The organism is Elizabethkingia occulta (assembly GCF_002023715.1).
Lineage (GTDB): Bacteria > Bacteroidota > Bacteroidia > Flavobacteriales > Weeksellaceae > Elizabethkingia > Elizabethkingia occulta.
In genome coordinates this window covers 112,565-130,590 of sequence record NZ_MAHX01000017.1, presented here as the reverse complement: position 1 = coordinate 130,590, position 18,026 = coordinate 112,565, and the positions used below count along the sequence as shown (strand labels likewise).

The 18,026-nt window shown below is 36.1% G+C and carries 15 protein-coding genes; 10 read left to right on the top strand and 5 right to left on the bottom strand.

Going from position 1 to position 18,026, the window contains the following annotated elements:
• Positions 1 to 501: 501 nt before the first annotated feature.
• The 4 genes from BAZ10_RS14095 to ileS all read right to left on the bottom strand — a co-directional run bounded on the left by BAZ10_RS14095 (position 502) and on the right by ileS (position 5,752).
• Positions 502 to 1,146: a SanA/YdcF family protein gene (locus BAZ10_RS14095; RefSeq protein WP_078772577.1), complete on the bottom strand. Its 645-nt coding sequence runs from the start codon at positions 1,144 to 1,146 to the stop codon at positions 502 to 504.
• A 27-nt stretch (positions 1,147 to 1,173) separates the two neighbouring features.
• Complete coding sequence (locus BAZ10_RS14090) at positions 1,174 to 1,806, bottom strand: lipoprotein signal peptidase (RefSeq protein ID WP_078772576.1); 633 nt, start codon at positions 1,804 to 1,806, stop codon at positions 1,174 to 1,176.
• Positions 1,807 to 1,903: 97 nt separating this feature from the next.
• Positions 1,904 to 2,284 carry a TraR/DksA family transcriptional regulator gene (locus tag BAZ10_RS14085; protein ID WP_009086616.1) on the bottom strand — a complete coding sequence of 127 codons (381 nt, stop codon included), beginning with the start codon at positions 2,282 to 2,284 and terminating at the stop codon, positions 1,904 to 1,906.
• Between the two features lie 81 nt (positions 2,285 to 2,365).
• Entirely contained in the window at positions 2,366 to 5,752 is a 3,387-nt protein-coding gene (gene ileS, locus BAZ10_RS14080; protein ID WP_078772575.1) for an isoleucine--tRNA ligase, read from the bottom strand.
• Positions 5,753 to 5,989: 237 nt separating this feature from the next.
• On the opposite strand from ileS, the gene topA reads away from it, so the two are divergent.
• The 10 genes from topA to trpS all read left to right on the top strand — a co-directional run bounded on the left by topA (position 5,990) and on the right by trpS (position 16,948).
• A complete protein-coding gene (topA, locus tag BAZ10_RS14075; protein ID WP_078772574.1) occupies positions 5,990 to 8,530 on the top strand; it encodes a type I DNA topoisomerase in 2,541 nt (846 codons plus the stop codon).
• Positions 8,531 to 8,538: 8 nt separating this feature from the next.
• Positions 8,539 to 9,618, top strand: coding sequence for a formimidoylglutamase (locus BAZ10_RS14070; RefSeq protein WP_078772573.1), 1,080 nt, complete (start codon positions 8,539 to 8,541; stop codon positions 9,616 to 9,618).
• A 184-nt stretch (positions 9,619 to 9,802) separates the two neighbouring features.
• Complete coding sequence (locus BAZ10_RS19160; protein ID WP_221407376.1) at positions 9,803 to 9,949, top strand: hypothetical protein; 147 nt, start codon at positions 9,803 to 9,805, stop codon at positions 9,947 to 9,949.
• A 4-nt stretch (positions 9,950 to 9,953) separates the two neighbouring features.
• Positions 9,954 to 10,709 (top strand): isoprenyl transferase, encoded by a 756-nt coding sequence (locus BAZ10_RS14065; RefSeq protein ID WP_078772572.1) that lies wholly within the window; start codon positions 9,954 to 9,956, stop codon positions 10,707 to 10,709.
• A gap of 28 nt (positions 10,710 to 10,737) precedes the next feature.
• Positions 10,738 to 13,263: a BamA/OMP85 family outer membrane protein gene (locus tag BAZ10_RS14060; protein ID WP_078772571.1), complete on the top strand. Its 2,526-nt coding sequence runs from the start codon at positions 10,738 to 10,740 to the stop codon at positions 13,261 to 13,263.
• A gap of 71 nt (positions 13,264 to 13,334) precedes the next feature.
• A complete protein-coding gene (locus tag BAZ10_RS14055) occupies positions 13,335 to 13,820 on the top strand; it encodes an OmpH family outer membrane protein (protein WP_078772570.1) in 486 nt (161 codons plus the stop codon).
• Between the two features lie 70 nt (positions 13,821 to 13,890).
• On the top strand, positions 13,891 to 14,382 hold the full coding sequence (locus BAZ10_RS14050) for an acyl-CoA thioesterase (protein WP_069148493.1): 492 nt from the start codon (positions 13,891 to 13,893) through the stop codon (positions 14,380 to 14,382).
• On the top strand, positions 14,367 to 15,224 hold the full coding sequence (rfbD, locus tag BAZ10_RS14045) for a dTDP-4-dehydrorhamnose reductase (RefSeq protein ID WP_078677045.1): 858 nt from the start codon (positions 14,367 to 14,369) through the stop codon (positions 15,222 to 15,224). The genes BAZ10_RS14050 and rfbD overlap by 16 nt, the downstream gene beginning before the upstream one ends.
• A 2-nt stretch (positions 15,225 to 15,226) precedes the next feature.
• On the top strand, positions 15,227 to 15,904 hold the full coding sequence (locus tag BAZ10_RS14040; RefSeq protein ID WP_078772569.1) for a hypothetical protein: 678 nt from the start codon (positions 15,227 to 15,229) through the stop codon (positions 15,902 to 15,904).
• Positions 15,905 to 15,982: 78 nt separating this feature from the next.
• A complete protein-coding gene (gene trpS, locus BAZ10_RS14035) occupies positions 15,983 to 16,948 on the top strand; it encodes a tryptophan--tRNA ligase (protein WP_078772568.1) in 966 nt (321 codons plus the stop codon).
• A gap of 50 nt (positions 16,949 to 16,998) precedes the next feature.
• Here the strand turns inward: trpS and BAZ10_RS14030 are convergent, their stop codons facing one another.
• Positions 16,999 to 18,009: a LacI family DNA-binding transcriptional regulator gene (locus BAZ10_RS14030; RefSeq protein ID WP_078772567.1), complete on the bottom strand. Its 1,011-nt coding sequence runs from the start codon at positions 18,007 to 18,009 to the stop codon at positions 16,999 to 17,001.
• Positions 18,010 to 18,026 lie beyond the last annotated feature (17 nt).

Here is an 18,026-nt window from a genome sequence, read left to right as displayed (position 1 = left end):
TGAAGTTTTTTTTCAGTCATCTTTATTAACTCTACTCTGCTTAAACAGTTCGTTTATTAACCATTTTTGCGTGGGCAAAACTAATAAATTTTATTAACATGACCAAATCTTTTTTCTAAAAATTTTAATCGCTTTTTCGTCTCAATTATCTCCTGCTCCCCTTACAACTCTCATTGTTTAGGACTGCAAAAGTAGAAAAACTTCTATAACACACCAAACATTACCACACCTTTTTTAACATAATATATGTAACTGCCTGAATACGGGTGAGAAAAATTTAACATTCCATTCATATTGCAAAAACTACCTGGTTTATATATCCTCTATATATCGCTCTACACTCTTTAAAAACCTTGGTTTTCTTTTAAGCATTTGCCGGAACAGGCTCTTTCCAGAAGCCCAAACGCTCTTTTTTAGCTTTAATACCCTCTCTATATATATGTAAAAACTAAAAATCCGGCACAAAGCCGGATTTTATATACTATAATATATGTATGATGTTTATTCAACAAAAATTTTCTCACCTCCAAATTTAGGCTGAACACTGAAAAGAAAATCCCAAAAAACTTTTGCCCTTGCAAACTTTTCACGAATCATTGTTTTGATGCCTATAGACTTATTCACATCCTGGGCATTAAAACCAAATGCATTGATCCCGTTCTCCCGTGCAATAAATACAGCTCTTTCATTATGGAATTCCTGAGAAATGATAATATACTCGTGTTGTCCAAATATCTCTCTCGCCCGTATTACAGAATCTAATGTACGAAGACCTGCAAAATCCATATAGATATCAATTTCCGGAACGCCTCTTTTCAGCAATTCATTTTTCATATCTTCTGGTTCATTATATGTTTTGCGGCTGTTATCACCGCTAACGATAATATTTTTTATTTTACCGGCTTTATATAATTCTTCCGCAGCATCAATCCTGTATTTAAAATACGGATTCATACTTCCATTAGCCAAAAGCTTGGAAGTACCTAGTACGAGGCCAACATGCTCAATTGGTAATTTATTAGGATCCGATGTAATATAATTTTTCGTCTCGGATTCTATTTTCCAATTGGCATAAATTATAAAGGTTGCTCCAAGCAACCCTATAATAATTAAAAGTAAAAATACTCTTTTGATTAGATTATTCATATCAAATAAATGATACCCATATAGTTTTTAGAAATTCAAACCATTCGGGAAAGCTTTTTTCTTAAATATTAATATAATTGCAGCTCCAACGGTAATAGCACTATCTGCAATATTGAAGACTGGTCTGAAGAATTCAAATTCTGTACCACCAATTCCTGGAATCCAGGTTGGCCAGTTGAATTTGAATAGGGGAAAATAAAGCATATCCACAACACAGCCATTCATAAAGGAGGCATATCCTCCACCGCCTAGTTTGGAAATCCCATCATAACCAACCCAACGTCCAATTGATGATTCAAAAACAGTACCGGTATCGAAAATCAGCCCATAGAACATTCCGTCTATAAGGTTACCAATTGCTCCTGCAAAAATCATAGACATCGGAATAATTAAATAGTTAGAAGCTCCCTCTTTTAACCATTTTTTGAACATTACAATAATTCCTATTACCAATGCAATACGGACTAATGATAATGCATATTTACCAATCGCTCCTCCAAAGTGAAGACCATAGGCCATTCCGGGATTTTCAACAAAAGCAAGCTTGAACCATTTAAATACATCTACACTTTCTCCCAAATGGAAATGTGTTTTGATATAAAATTTGGAAGCCTGGTCAATGAAAAGAACCAGCAGGGTAATAAGCACAATTTTCTTCATAATTTCTGTATCATATAATTAAAATGTACAAAGCATCATGTATTTACTGAACACATTATGCTTTGTACATTAATCAGTCACACCAATTGGTGTAATTTTATCGTTGCATATTTTTAGCCTCAATACTTAAAGTAGCATGCGGAACCGCTTTTAATCTTTCTTTAGAAATAAGATTCCCTGTAACACGGCATACACCATAAGTTTTGTTCTTAATACGAATCAAAGCATTTTTCAGGTCTCTGATAAACTTTTCCTGACGGGAAGCCAGAAGAGCATTTTGCTCTTTGCTTAAAGTTTCAGCTCCTTCTTCAAAAGCTTTAAATGTTGGCGAAGTATCATCTGTGCCGTTATTCTGATCATTGATGAAACTTTCACGTATAAGAGACAAATCTTTCTCGGCCTTTTCTATTTTTTCTTCAATAATTTTTCTGAATTCCTCCAAATCAGCATCGCTGTATCTTACTCTTTCCTCTGCCATAATATTTCTAATTTGATAATTGGTACTTTAATATTTTGAGAAGTACTTTCTGCAATCGTCCAGAAAGCACTTCTCAGTTTTTTAATTTTTAATAATATTAATATTGAACTTTTGCTCATCTATTTCTACTTCCTCCCCTGATATATCAGTCTTAACCGCTATATCATTTGCGAGAACTTCTGCGCTAATATAATCTTTATTCTTCAAGATATCTTGTAAAAATGGATTATTTTCTTCTAATTCGATAAGAATTTTATCACTTATTTCAAAATTCTTTTCTTTTCTAAGGTTTTGTACTCTGTTAATGAATTCACGTGCAATACCTTCCGCTTTCAGATCATCTGTTAAGGTAAGATCTAATGCGACTGTCAATTTTCCTTCAGAAGCTACTGTCCATCCCGGAATATCCTTTGTTAGTATCTCTACATCGTCTGTAGTTATTTCATATCCCTGAATTGTTAGACGACCTTCTTTCTCTAATGCAGCAATCTGATCATCCGAGAATGCAGAGATCTCTGCAGCTACAGTCTTCATATCTTTACCAAGCTTAGGTCCTAATGCCTTGAAGTTTGGTTTAATTTGCTTAACAATAAGATGAGAAGCCTCTTCCGCATTAATCAACTGAAGCTCTTTCACATTTACTTCTTGTTTGATAAGCTCGGAAACCGCATTGATTTGCTCTCCTGTGCCAGCATCTAAAACAGGAATCATTACTTTTTGTAAAGGCTGACGTACTTTGATATTTTCTTTTTTTCTTAGAGAGAATACCATTGAGGTTATCTGCTGTGCAAGATGAGTTTTTTCTACTAAAGAGTAGTCGATCTTATTTTCGTCTACGACAGGGAAATCTGTTAAATGCACAGATCCTGCGGATTCTTTTTGTGTTGCATTGTTAAGATCCTGGTACAATTGATCCATAAAGAATGGAGCAATCGGAGCAGAGATTTTAGCAATTGTTTCTAAGCACGTATATAGGGTCTGATATGCCGAAATTTTATCTTCACTATAATCTCCTTTCCAGAAACGTCTTCTGCATAAACGTACATACCAGTTGGAAAGATTGTCATTAACAAAAGTATTGATTGCTCTTGCTACTTTCGTTGGTTCATAATCTTCATAGAAGGACTTTACTTCTTTTACCAGAAGATTGAGCTCAGACAAAATCCATCTGTCGATTTCCGGACGATTTTCTACATCTGCCTCTTCATATCTGAATCCGTCTACATTAGCATACAACGCAAAGAAAGAATAGGTATTGTATAATGTTCCAAAGAATTTTCTTCTTACCTCATCTATTCCCTCTAGGTCAAACTTAAGGTTCTCCCAGGGCATTGCATTGGAAATCATATACCAACGGGTAGCATCCGGTCCGTATGTTTCTAAGGTTTTGAAAGGGTCAATTGCATTTCCTAAACGCTTAGACATTTTTTGTCCGTTTTTATCTAACACCAATCCGTTAGACATTACATTCTTGTAGGCTACCGAATCAAAAACAGCTGTCCCGATTGCATGCAACGTATAGAACCATCCTCTTGTCTGGTCTACACCTTCCGCAATAAAGTCCGCAGGGAAAGCTTTTCTTTCATCAATCAGCTCTTTATTCTCGAAAGGATAATGTAATTGAGCATATGGCATTGATCCTGAATCGAACCATACATCGATAAGGTCAGATTCTCTCTTCATTGGTTTTCCTGAAGCGGAAACCAGAATAATCTGATCTACAATATTTTTATGTAAATCTACTTTAGCATAGTTAGCCTCATCCATGTTTCCAACTTCAAAGCCCTCGTAAGGATTAGAAGTCATAAACCCGGCATCAATAGATTTCTGAATTTCCTGCATTAGCTCTTCAACTGAGCCTATCGCCAGTTCTTCTCTCAGATCTTCTGTTCTCCATATTGGCAATGGAATACCCCAATAACGTGAGCGGGAAAGGTTCCAGTCGTTTACATTTTCTAACCAGTTTGCAAAACGTCCCTCTCCTGTAGCTTTTGGCTTCCAGTTAATTTCTTTATTCAGGTTTACCAAACGGTCTTTTACAGCCGTCATTTTTACAAACCATGAGTCCAGCGGATAGTAAAGTACTGGTTTATCTGTTCTCCAGCAGTGTGGATAGCTGTGTACATATTTTTCTACTTTGAAGGCTTTGTTTTCAGTCTTCAATAAAATTGCTAATTCAACATCCCATGACTTTTCAGGAGCCTGTCCGTTTTCATAGTATTCGTTCTTAATGTATTTACCTGCAAATAGTTCAGGAACATTTTCTCCATGGATAAAGCGCCCTTGCAGATCTACTAATGGGATAAGGTTTCCGTTTTCATCCTTTACCAACATTGGTGGAATATCATTTTCCTTGGATACACGAGCATCATCCGCACCAAATGTAGGTGCCGTGTGCACTACCCCCGTTCCGTCTTCGGTAGTTACAAAGTCACCGATAATTACACGGAATGCTTTTTCAGCATTTTCCTCCGGAGTGAACCATTGTACAAGTTGCTCATAATGAGTACCCTCTAATTGTTCTCCTGTAAATTCTTTTAATATTCTGTAAGGAATAACTTTGCTTTCCGGAGTGTAGTTAGCAAAATCCTCATCCGTTCCTTCTGCATATTTTTTACCAAAATTCTTTTCTAAAAGAACTCTTGCCAATACCACATTGATTGGTTCAAATGTATACTGATTGAAAGTCTTAACGACTACATACTCAATATCTCTCCCAATTGTTAAGGCAGTATTCGAGGGTAATGTCCATGGTGTAGTTGTCCAAGCAAGGATATCTACATTTCCGTCTATATTATTGAATAAGTCTGAACTTTCTTTTTTAACTCTGAATTGTGCTACGATTGTTGTATCGGAAACATCACGGTAAGTCCCGGGCTGATTTAATTCGTGCGAAGAAAGTCCCGTCCCTGCTGCCGGTGAATATGGTTGTATTGTATATCCTTTATATAATAATTCTTTGTTGTAAAGTTGCTTCAATAGCCACCATACAGTTTCCATATATTTTGGTTCATAGGTAATATAAGGATTCTCCAAATCTACCCAATAACCAATTTTTTCAGTAAGCTTATTCCATGCATCTGTATAACGCATTACCGCTTCGCGACAAGCTTTGTTATAATCTTCAACACTAATTTTCTTACCAATATCTTCTTTAGTGATGCCTAATTCTTTTTCAACACCAAGTTCAATCGGAAGTCCATGAGTATCCCAGCCGGCTTTACGAAAAACCTGCTTACCATTCTGAGTCTGGAAACGGCAGAAAATATCCTTAATACTTCTGGCCATAACGTGGTGAATACCTGGCATACCATTCGCGGATGGCGGACCTTCATAGAAAACATACTCAGGGCTCCCCTGGCGATTTTCTACACTTTTTTCGAAAGTATCGTTCTCTTCCCAGAATTTCAATACATTTTCGGCAGAACCGATAAGATCTAAGTTTTTATACTCGGTAAACTTCTTCATGTGACGTTAAAAAATATTTCTAGTCCTTTATAAATTAAGATTGCGAATATAAAAAAAATTAGCGAATTTATCCTATATTAAGAAAGCTTAAATCTATTGAAATTTAAGCTTTTAAATATTAAGCATTCTTCTTTTTAAGAATAAGCAATAACAGAGCTTGTTGCCTAAATAGAAAATTTGAATGATAAAGAAAAATTTGATTTTCAAAATAAATCCTAATTTTGCAAAAAATTTTCTATGTCGAAAAATCTCGTAATTGTGGAGTCCCCTGCGAAGGCTAAGACGATACAGAAGTATCTTGGTAATGACTTTGAAGTAACCTCTAGTATGGGACACATCCGTGATCTTCCTAAAAAGGGCATGGGTATCAATCTTGAAACATTTACTCCTGATTACGAAGTTTCTCCAGATAAGAAGAAGCTCGTTACAGAGCTTAAGTCTTTAGCCAAAAAAGCCGATATGGTATGGCTGGCTTCCGATGAAGACCGCGAGGGGGAAGCCATTGCATGGCATCTGGCGGAGGAATTAAAATTAAAAGAAGACAAAACTAAAAGAATTGTATTTCATGAGATTACTAAGAATGCAATTCTTAAAGCTATAGAGAATCCGAGAAAAATAGACAATAATCTTGTCAATGCTCAACAGGCAAGAAGAGTACTGGATAGAATTGTAGGTTTTGAAATGTCTCCTGTATTATGGAAAAAAGTAAAACCAGGGCTTTCTGCAGGACGCGTACAATCTGTAGCTGTACGCCTGGTTGTGGAAAGAGAAAAAGAAATTCACAGCTTCCAGTCACAGGCTTCTTACAAAGTAGAAGGAACTTTTCTTAATGAGGAGAAAAAAGAAATATTAGCAAAACTAAAAAAGGACTTCTCTACAGAACAGGAAGCTGAATCTTTTCTTAATGAGTGTAATAGTGCTGAATTTAAAGTTTTAAATGTAGAAAAAAAGCCTGGACAACGTTCGGCTTCAGCTCCGTTTACCACTTCTACTCTACAGCAGGAAGCTTCAAACAGATTAGGATATTCCGTAACTTCTACAATGCGTGTAGCACAGCGTCTATACGAAGAAGGCTACATTACCTATATGAGAACGGATAGTGTTAACCTTTCTCAGGAGGCAATTAATTCGGCAAAAGCAACTATTACAAAAGAATTCGGGGAGGAATATTCTGCACCGAGAAACTATACTACTAAGAATGCATCTGCACAGGAAGCGCACGAAGCAATTCGTCCTACCGATTTTGGAGTAAAAGCAGTTGGAGATGCACAGCTTAACAAATTATACCAACTAATATATAAAAGAGCAATGGCTAGTCAGATGGCCAATGCTAAGATTGAGAAAACAGTAATTGAGATAGGAAACCAGAAACTTCCACAACATTTTGAGGCAACCGGTGAGGTGATTATATTCGATGGTTTCCTAAAAGTATATGGTATTACTAAAAATGATGAGGAAGATGATGAGAACGACGACAAACTTCTGCCAAAGGTAAATGCTGGTGAAGTTCTAAAATACAAAAAAATTATTGCTACCGAAAAATATACAAAAGCTCCTGCAAGATTTACAGAAGCATCTCTGGTAAGAAAGCTGGAAGAGCTGGGAATTGGAAGACCATCTACTTATGCACCAACTATTCAGACAATTCAAAATCGTGAATATGTAGAGAAAAGAGAGGTTATGGCTAAAGAACGTGAAATCATCCAGCTTACTTTAACTTCTTCACTGAAAAAAGAAATTCTTACAGAAAAGTATGGTGCAGATAAGAACAAGTTTTTACCAACTGACATAGGTGTTGTTGTTAATGATTTTCTTGTTAATAACTTCAACGAAGTTCTTGATTACGGATTTACAGCTCGTGTTGAGGAAGCTTTCGATATTATTGCGGAAGGAAACAGAGCATGGAAGGATGTAATGACTGAATTCTATGGGAAATTCCATCCAAGAATTGCTGATGTAGAAGAAAATGCTGACAGAGCAAATGGTGACCGTGTATTGGGTGTAGATCCTAAAACGGGCAAAAATGTACATGCAAGAATCGGAAGATTTGGTGCTATGATCCAAATCGGAGAAACAGATGATGAAGAGAAACCAATCTTTGCTTCTCTGATGCCTAATCAGAATATTACTACAATTACTTTTGAAGAAGCAATGGAGCTTTTCAAGATACCTTTTAATCTTAACGACTACGAAGGTAAAGAAGTTGTGGTTGGTGTTGGGCGTTTTGGACCTTATATCAAATGGGGAGAAGCATATATCAGCATTCCTAAAACTGAAGATCCGCTATCTGTAGATAATGACAGAGCAATCGAGATTATAGAAGAAAAGAAGAGAGCTGATGCTCCTATCGCGACTTATAAAGGAGAGCCTGTAACAAAGGGAACCGGAAGATTCGGGCCTTTCATAAAATATAAGGACATCTTTGTAAACGTTCCGAAGAAATATGATTTTAATAATCTTTCTCAAAGTGACATCAACGAACTCATTGATGCAAAACTGGAAAAAGAAGCTAACAGATATATTCAGCAATGGGAGGATCAGAAGGTTTCTCTTGAAAACGGAAGATGGGGACCTTTCATTCGCTTTGGAAAGAAAATGCTGAAAATTCCATTGAAAGGAAAAGGAGAAAAATATACTGCTGAAGATCTTCAGGATATCTCCTTCGATGAAGTAAAAAAATGGATTATTGCTCAGGACGAAACTGCTTTTAAAGAAAAACCAAAAGCAAAAAAAGCACCTGCCAAGAAAGCTGCAGCTAAAAAACCTTCTAAAAAATAAGGTTAGTCATGAATATTGAAGATCTTCTTATTCCTGCTCCTAGTATCCCTACTGAAAAGTGGCAATTAGGAGCAATGATAAAACCAGAAATCAAAGAAGGAGGTATTGCTCTTATTTTCTGTTCTGATGAAAGAGGGGCTGGTGGAACAGCAACTCCAAAAAACTTCACAGAGGTAAGAAAGCAATTATACCAGCTATCCCGACATGACTGGGAAGTTCCAATTGCGGATCTTGGAGATTTTATTTCCGGTAAGACTCCTGAAAACACTCATTTTGCATTACAGGAACTTCTTACATATTGTTTACGCAAACATGTTCTTCCAATTGTTATAGGAGGTTCTAATGATATTTCTTATTCTGTATTCTCAGCCATTAACTATATTTATAAAAATCTGACTTATGTACAGATTAATAATATGCTTAGTTTGGATCATTCAGATGAAACCTTAACAGAAAAGAATTTCCTGGCTAAGATTCTTAGCTCCGAAACTAATCCTGTAGGAAAATATCATCACCTTGGCTTCCAGAAACACTCTAATGAATATGATGCTGTAAAGTTGATGAATGAAGTAAACTTTGATATCATCAGACTTGCTGAGATGATGAATTCTACTGAACCTATTGAACCATACTTCCGAAAAGCGGATTTGGTTACAATTAGTTGTAATGCTGTAGAAAGTATTGCTGATCCTTTTTCAGTCCAGCCACAGGTTAACGGATTAAACAGAAGAGAGATTTGTGCCTATATGAAAGAAGCTGGTTTGTCTGAAAATCTTAAGTCCATAGGTATCTTCAATTATCAGACATCTTCTAAAAACTATCTGAACCACCAGCTATTGGCTCAAATGACATGGTATCTTCTGGAGGGAATCAATATTCAGAGAAGCCATCCTAAAGAGAGAGAATACGAAACATTCTGGATTATGATCGGAGATCATGAGGTTGCTTTTAAACGTGATACTTTTAGTAATCTGTGGTATTTTGGAAAGAGCCCAAATATTGCAGAGTGCCTGCCCTGCGCAAAATCTGACTTTGAAAATGCAAAAGCCGGACATCTTAATAACAGACTACTAAGATTCGAAGATTAGTCCAAGTTATATAAGGAAAATATGTTCTACTTGGAAAAAGCTTTTTTTCTAAAAATACGTTAATAATTGCTGAAAATTAATGGATTATTTAACTAAACATTATGAATATTCCTAATATAAATTTGTTTTATATTTGCACCATTGATATTATAAATAATTATTCTACGGAATAGTAAATAACAGAATGAAGCAACTACAATATCCTATTTTATCCTTTATCAGTTCTCTTACCGGAACGGGTAGAATTTTGCTGCCGCAATTTTCCGGTTATAATAGTCTAAAGTATTCTGTTATTTGCTCAATACAAAAGCCACAGGACTACCGCAATTAATGTTATGGAAGAATTGAAGTCGAAAATTGATATGACAAAACTGCCGAAACACGTTGCCATTATTATGGATGGTAATGGTCGTTGGGCTAAATCTCGTGGTGAGGAAAGAACTTATGGACATCGCAGTGCAATACAATCTGTACGCAATGCCATTAATGCCTGTAACGAAATTCACATTCCTTATTTAACGCTATATACCTTTTCGACGGAAAACTGGAACCGCCCGGAAGATGAAGTATCTACGCTGATGTCTCTTCTTTCGGAGACATTATTAAATGAAGCGGATGAGATATACACAAAAGGATTACGTCTGAAAGTAATCGGTGATGTTTCCAAAATGCCGGAAATGGTAAGAGAGCAATTACAAAATGTAATGGATCTGACCAAAAACAACAAAGGCGGAACATTGGTATTGGCATTAAACTATGGATCGCAGGATGAAATTATTCATGCTGTAAAATCTATTGCCAAAGATGCTAAAGACGGAAAGATAAATCCCGAAGACATCAATAACCAATTATTTGAAAGTCATCTTTATACAAAGGATATGCCTCCTGTAGATCTTATGATAAGAACAAGTGGAGAGATTCGTATTAGTAATTTCCTGTTATGGCAGATTGCTTACGCAGAATTACAATTCCTGGATATTTTCTGGCCAGACTTTACCAAGGATGATTTCTTCAACTGTATTCTTAACTATCAGGATAAGGAGCGCAGATATGGAAAAACTAGTGAACAAATAGAAGCTGATAAAGCTTAGAGTATATATAAGAAAAGATACATTAAAAATGAAGTTTAGATCGTTACCGATATTCCTTTTCATTGCTTCTGCTCATTTTTATGGGCAGGTGACGCCTCCGCAAACAACGCAGAACAGTGAAGCTGTTGCTCAACATGAGGGCACTTATGTTCTGAAAGATATTGTAGTAGATGGTGTTAAAAAATACACACCTGAGCAAATTTTACGCTTTACAGGTCTTGTGAAAGGTGAATCTGTTGAAATTCCCGGACAAAGACTAAGTACAGCTATTAAAAAGCTATGGGATAGCCAATACTTTTCAGAGGTTGAAGTATATGTACAGAGCATTGAAGGGCAAAATATTGTCTTAAAATTCTCTCTTCAGGATTTAAAGGAGCTCGGTGAAGTAAAATTTACCGGAAAGGGAATCAAGAAATCTAAAAACGAAAAACTTATTAAGGATAATAACCTGAAGCCTGGTATGAAAATTACAGAAAATCTGGTTACTAACCTAAAGCATAATGTACCTCAGCAATATATTACAAAAGGGTTCCCGGATGCTAAGATCACCATTGAAGATAAAATCAATGCAAAGGATCCTAGCCTTATCGACTGGACCATTAATGTAGATAAAGGGAAACGTGTTAAGATAGACCGTATAGATTTTGAAGGAAACAACAGTGTTTCTTCATCTAAACTTCGTAAAAACGGTTTTAAAAATACGAAACAAAAGAGATTCCTTCTAGGGCTGCTTAAGCCTTCAAAATTTATTAAGGATAAATACGAAGAAGATAAGAAGACTCTTGTAGACTACTACAACTCTTTAGGATTTAGAGATATGAGAGTTGTATCTGACTCTGTTACACGTAATGATAAAGGGTACAATATCAAAGTAAAAGTAGATGAGGGTAAAAAATACTACATCGGGGATATTACATTCGTAGGAAATACAGTATTTTCTACTGAAGCTTTGACAAAACTTCTTGGCTACAAAAAAGGTGATATTTACGATTCTGTAGGTTTCAAGAAAAAAGTGGGTGAAGAAGGTGGTAAAGAGGATAACTCTGATATCGCTTCATCTTATATGGATAGTGGTTACCTTTTCTCTAATGTAAATGCAGTAGAGAAATCTATTAAGAACGATACCATCAGTATGGAAGTTCGTATCCATGAAGGTACAAAAGCAACATGGAATCGTGTAACATGGGGAGGAAATGTTACTACACATGACCATGTTATTTTAAGATCATTAAGAACACGTCCTGGAGATCTATTCTCTAAAGCAAATATTAAAAGAACTTATTTCGATCTTGCGGGAATGTCATACTTTGACCCTCAGCAAATCGGACAGGATATTAAGCCAAATGCGGTAGACAATACAGCAGATATTCACTGGACTGTAGTAGAAAAAGGATCTTCTCAGGTTCAGGTTCAGGCAGGTTATGGTGGTAACTCTTTCATCGGAACCTTAGGTCTTACTTTCAACAATTTTTCTCTGAAAAATTTCTTGAGATTGAAAGACTTCAGACCTGTTCCTCAGGGTGACGGACAAATCCTTTCATTACAGGCACAGGCAGGTCAGTACTTCCAAAACTATAGTATTTCCTTTACGGAACCTTGGTTATTTGGTACAAAACCTACAGCACTATCAGTTGGTTTCAACTATTCCAGAGTTAAATATACAGACCAGTATGGTGCTGCTCAGAAATTGAATATATTCTCTGCTAATGCGGGTCTGAACAGACTACTTCGTTGGCCGGATGATTACTTCTCTCTATACACTGGTTTATCATACCAGCGTTATGAATTTAACAATTATCCTTTCCAATTTGGTACTGAAACACTATACAACGGGGAAGCGAACAACTTCGCAGTTAACATAGGTATTTCCAGGAATGCAGCAGGTCCGGATCCATTCTTTAAAACATCTGGTTCTGACTTTGAAATTTCAGCGAAGCTTACACCTCCATATTCTTTGTTCAGCAAGAAAGATTATAATAACATGTCGGCCATTAACAAGTACAGATGGTTAGAATTCTATAAAATTAAACTAAAAGCTGACTCTTATAACCAGATTATTGGTAAATTAGTGCTAAGAAGTTCTATCGAAATGGGATTCCTGGATGGCTATAACAAACAACTTGGAGCTCCGCCATTCGAAAGATTCTATATGGGTGGTGTAGGACTATTTAACGGGCGTTTCGACGGACGTGAACTTATTCCACTTCGTGGTTATGAAGATGCATCTTCTACCGGAGGTACTAACCAGGATATTACACCATACGGAGGGGGTACAATCTATAACCGTATTAACTTCGAGTTAAGATATCCAATCTCTATGTCCCAAACAGCGAAGATTTATGCATTAACCTTCCTGGAAGGTGGTAATACATGGCAAGGATGGGGAAGTTATAACCCATTCCAGTTGAAGAGATCTGCCGGTATAGGTATCAGAGTTTATATGGGAGCATTTGGTCTTATTGGATTTGACTTTGCTTACGGATTCGATAAAACAATCGGAGGAACTCAGCCAAACGGATGGAAAACTCACTTCTTAATGAACCAACAACTGTAAAACTATTTAGGTATAGTTTTTGATAAAAAAAAGGAATTAAATTAAAAACAAATTAAATTTTAGATTATACTATGAAAAGATTAAGTGTATTATTCGCGGCGGTATTAATGATGGTGTCTTTCACTGTTATCAAAGCTCAGAAATTAGCACACGCTGATATTGCAGGAATTCTTACAGCAATGCCAGAAATGAAAAAGGCTAACGAACAACTTGAAGCTCTTGGAAAAATGAAACAAGCTGAGCTTGGTAAACTACAACAAGCTTTCCAAGAGAAAGTACAAGCATACCAAAAAGCAGGCAAACAAGATGCTGCTAAAGAAGCTGAATTACAAAAAGAAGGAGACAACATTCAGAAAATGGGTCAGGCTGCACAAAAAGATGTTGCTGATAAGCAAGAAGCTCTTTATGCACCAATCGATAAAAAACTTAACGATGCTATTAGTGCTGTAGCTAAAGCTAAAGGTTTGGAATATGTATTCGATGCTAACGGTCAAGGTCTTGTTTACAAAGGAGGTTTAGATGTAACTGCTGATATCAAAAAGCAATTGGGTCTTTAAGCTCTTAAAGTATCATAAATAAAACCACCCTTTGCGGTGGTTTTTTTATTTTTGTAACTGATAAAAATTTATGAAAGGAGAAACGACTACACAAACCAAAATACGCTTTAACGATTGCGACCCTATAGGCCATCTTAATAATGTAAAATATCTGGACTATATGCTTAATGCCCGTGAAGATCATGTGGTAGAAACTTATGGTTTTACTTACGAGGAACATATCCACCTTACAGGCTGCACATGGGTTGCCATCCAGAATCAGATCGCATATTTAAAAGAAGTACGCCCTAATACTGTTGTAAACATCAGCAGCAAAATTATAAAACTGGGTGAAAGAACTTCTGTAGTGGAAATTTTGATGAGAGATGAAAAAAATGAAGCTATACATGCTGTACTATGGACAACTGCTATTTATTTCAGTATGAAGGAAAGACGGTCTGTACCCCACTCTCCTGAACTCATGGAGTTTTTCAAAGACTTTTGGGTAGAAATTCCTGAACAACATTTTGAACAAAGAACAGAATCTTTAAGAAAAGAAAATAAACAATGGAGAAAATCTTAGTAACAGGCGGAAACGGTCAGCTTGGAAACTGTCTGAAAAAATTGGAGGAAAAATATTCTGATTATGAATTTTTGTTCACCTCATCTTCCGAATTAGATATAACAAATGAGGATTCTGTAAAAAAGATCTTTGAAGATTTTCAGCCACAATATTGTATCAACGCTTCCGCATATACAGCTGTTGACCTTGCTGAAAAAGAAAAAGAAAAAGCATATGCAGTTAATGCCTATGGTGTAGAAATCCTAGCAAAAGCAGCAGCAGAAAACAATGCTGTTTTTATACATGTATCAACAGATTACGTATTCGATGGTGTAACTAATCTTGCCTATACAGAAGATGATTTTACGGATCCTATCGGGGTGTATGGAAATTCCAAAAGAGAAGGTGAAATTCTGGCATTGGAAGCTAATCCAAGCACCATCATCCTTCGTACTTCATGGTTGTATTCAGAGTTTAATAAGAACTTTGTAAAAACAATGCTTAACCTTTTTAGTACTAAAGATGAATTAGGGATTGTTGCAGACCAGTACGGGCAACCAACCAATGCAAATGATCTGGCGAAAGCTATTATGACCATCATAAGTGCATCAAAGAAAGTTTTTGGAATTTATCATTTCTCCAATTATGGTGAAACTACATGGTATGATTTCGCCTCTAAAATTGCAGAATTGTCAGGTTCTTCTATAAGACTAAAACCACTGACCACTGCTGAGTATCCTACACCGGCAAAAAGACCGGAAAGAAGTACAATGTGCCTGGACAAAATTGAACAAGACTATAAAATCACTCCGGAATACTGGGAAAATAGTCTGGAAGATTGTATTAATATTTTAAAGAACTAATCATGAAGCAGTTTCTTTTTATATTTTCACTCCTATCTTTTACAATGATAGGAGCACAATCGGTTACCATCTCTAAAATGGCAAACATTCATGAAAATAAAGACAAACATCTTTATAAAATAGAAGATACCAATAAGGCAGAATATCTGGGTGAAATCGAGATCGGAGGCTTTAGCAATGATGATGCATTGATGTTTAGTAATATCTATTCCAAAGCAAAGAAAATGGGTGCAAATGCATTTAAGCTGAGACCTATTGAAACTATAGACGGAAAACTGCAACCTTTTGATCCGAACCACTATTTCCTGAGTGTTTATTACGTGCCTTCTGAATCTGCTGAAAAAGAAGAAAACAACATTGCTTTTCTTATAGGCAGTCCTTCTGTTTCTCAAAAAATTGGTGTAAACAAAGAAAGAATTACACTTCCGGAGCGCTCCTTTAAAAAGATAAAACTAAATCCCGGAGAAATCTATACCATTTCTACATTAAAATTTCTGGGATCATCTATAAAGCTTACAGCTTCGGATAATGAGAATACTAATTATTTTCAGGTTTCAGGTTTCAAAGTGAAGTCTAATCCTTACGGGCAGGCAGGAATTAACCTGAAATCCGGAGATATCATAAGACTCGAAAAATCTTACGGAATGTTTTTGACCACTATTTATCAGGAAATAAAGTAGCAAATAAATTTTTTATCGCGCTAAAACCCTGTAAATTTGCATATCAACAGATATAAATCTTAATTTATAATTTAATATATGAGAATTCTAACCGGAATACAAGCAACAGGAACGCCCCATTTGGGAAACCTTTTAGGAGCCATTATTCCTGCTATCGAATTGGCAAAAAAACCTGAAAATGATTCATTATTTTTCATTGCCAATTTACATACACTAACGCAGATAAAAGATGCAGCACAGCTAAGACAAAATACTTACGAGATTGCAGCTGCGTGGCTTGCTTGTGGTTTAGATACTGAGAAAACAATTTTTTACAGACAAAGTGATATCCCTGAAACATGTGAGTTAACATGGTATCTGGATTGCTTTTTCCCTTTCCAGAGATTAACATTAGCTCACTCCTTTAAAGATAAAGCAGACAGACTTCAGGATGTAAATGCAGGTCTGTTCAACTACCCTATTCTTATGGCTGCAGACATATTATTATATGATGCCGAAGTTGTACCTGTAGGTAAAGATCAGTTACAACACCTGGAGATTACAAGGGATGTTGCAGAAAAATTCAACAGACAAATGGGAGAAGTATTTGTACTACCTGGCGCAGAGATTCAGGAAAGTACTAAGTATGTTCCCGGAACCGATGGCCACAAGATGAGTAAGTCCAGAGGAAATATCATCAATATCTTCCTATCAGAAAAAGAACTAAAAAAGCAGGTTATGTCTATTGAATCGGATAGTAAAAGTCTGGAAGAGCCTAAGGATCCTGAAACGGATAAGACATTTACAATCTATTCTCTTATTGCTACCCCGGAACAAACTGAATCTCTACGTGAGAAATATCTTGCCGGAAACTTTGGATACGGACATGCTAAAACAGAACTTCTGAATCTTATTCTGGAGCGTTTTGCAAAAGAAAGAGAACTTTTTAGTTACTACATGTCCCATCTTGATGAGCTGGAAGAAAAGCTGCAACAAGGTGCTGCAAAAGCAAGAGTTATTGCCCGAACAACACTAGACAAAACAAGAAAAGCTTTAGGGTATTAATACCTATGAAAAGAATAAAAAAACTCACAAGTTTGACTTGTGAGTTTTTTTTATTTACCTGTTGAAGCTCTGTAAACTAATTCGGCATCCATCGTAATAGTTTTGCTTAATGTTGAAGTATCTTTTATTTTATCCAAAATTAGCCCTGCAGCAGTTTCACCAATTTCTGTTAACGGCTGCTCCACACTGGTTAACTGCGGATATACAATTGTAGCCAGTTCCGTTCCTGAGAAACTTGCAACAGCAACATCATCCGGAATTTTTATTCCCTGTTCCAACAGATAGTTCATCGCTCCAATAGCTAATGTATCGGTAAAAGCAAAAATACTGTCAAATTCAATTTCTCTATCCAACAACTGTTTGGCAGCATTCCGTCCATGCTCAAACATCATTCCTTCAGGCTTTATGAGTAGTTCCGGATCAAAAATATTGTGCTTTGTCAATATTCGTTTATAACCGGAAATTCTTTCAGCAGCATTCCGTATAGTATCCGGACCCGTAATATGAACAATTCTTTTTCTCCCGGTACTTACCAAATGTTCTGTCATCAGAGAAGCCTTAAGCTGATCGTTCACCATTACTTTAGAAGCATCCAGAGAATTATCAGGAATCCTGTCAAAAAAGACTACAGGTGTTCCCCGTTCTATTATTTGCTGGTATATATCTTTATTATAATTTTCATGACATGGATTAATAATAATTCCGTCTACATTAAATTCTTCCAGTAAAAGAAGATTTTTTCTTTCAATTAAAGGATTTTCATCGGACTGTGTAATAATTACTCTGTACCCCAACGGATATAAAATATTCTGAATACCACGAAGTACTTTCGATGAAAATGGAGTTGTCATCTCCGGAACAACAAAACCAATACTTTTAGATTGTCCATATCTAAGGTTAAGTGCTGCAGGATTAGGCTTATATCCTAATTCCTGAGCTGCTGCCAATATCTTTTCCCTCGTTTCCGGATGAACGTTCTTATCATTCATTAAAGCTCTGGATATCGTAGACTTAGATATCGAAAGGTATTTAGACAAGTCTTTAATGGTGATACGTTTCATAAACTAGGATTACATTT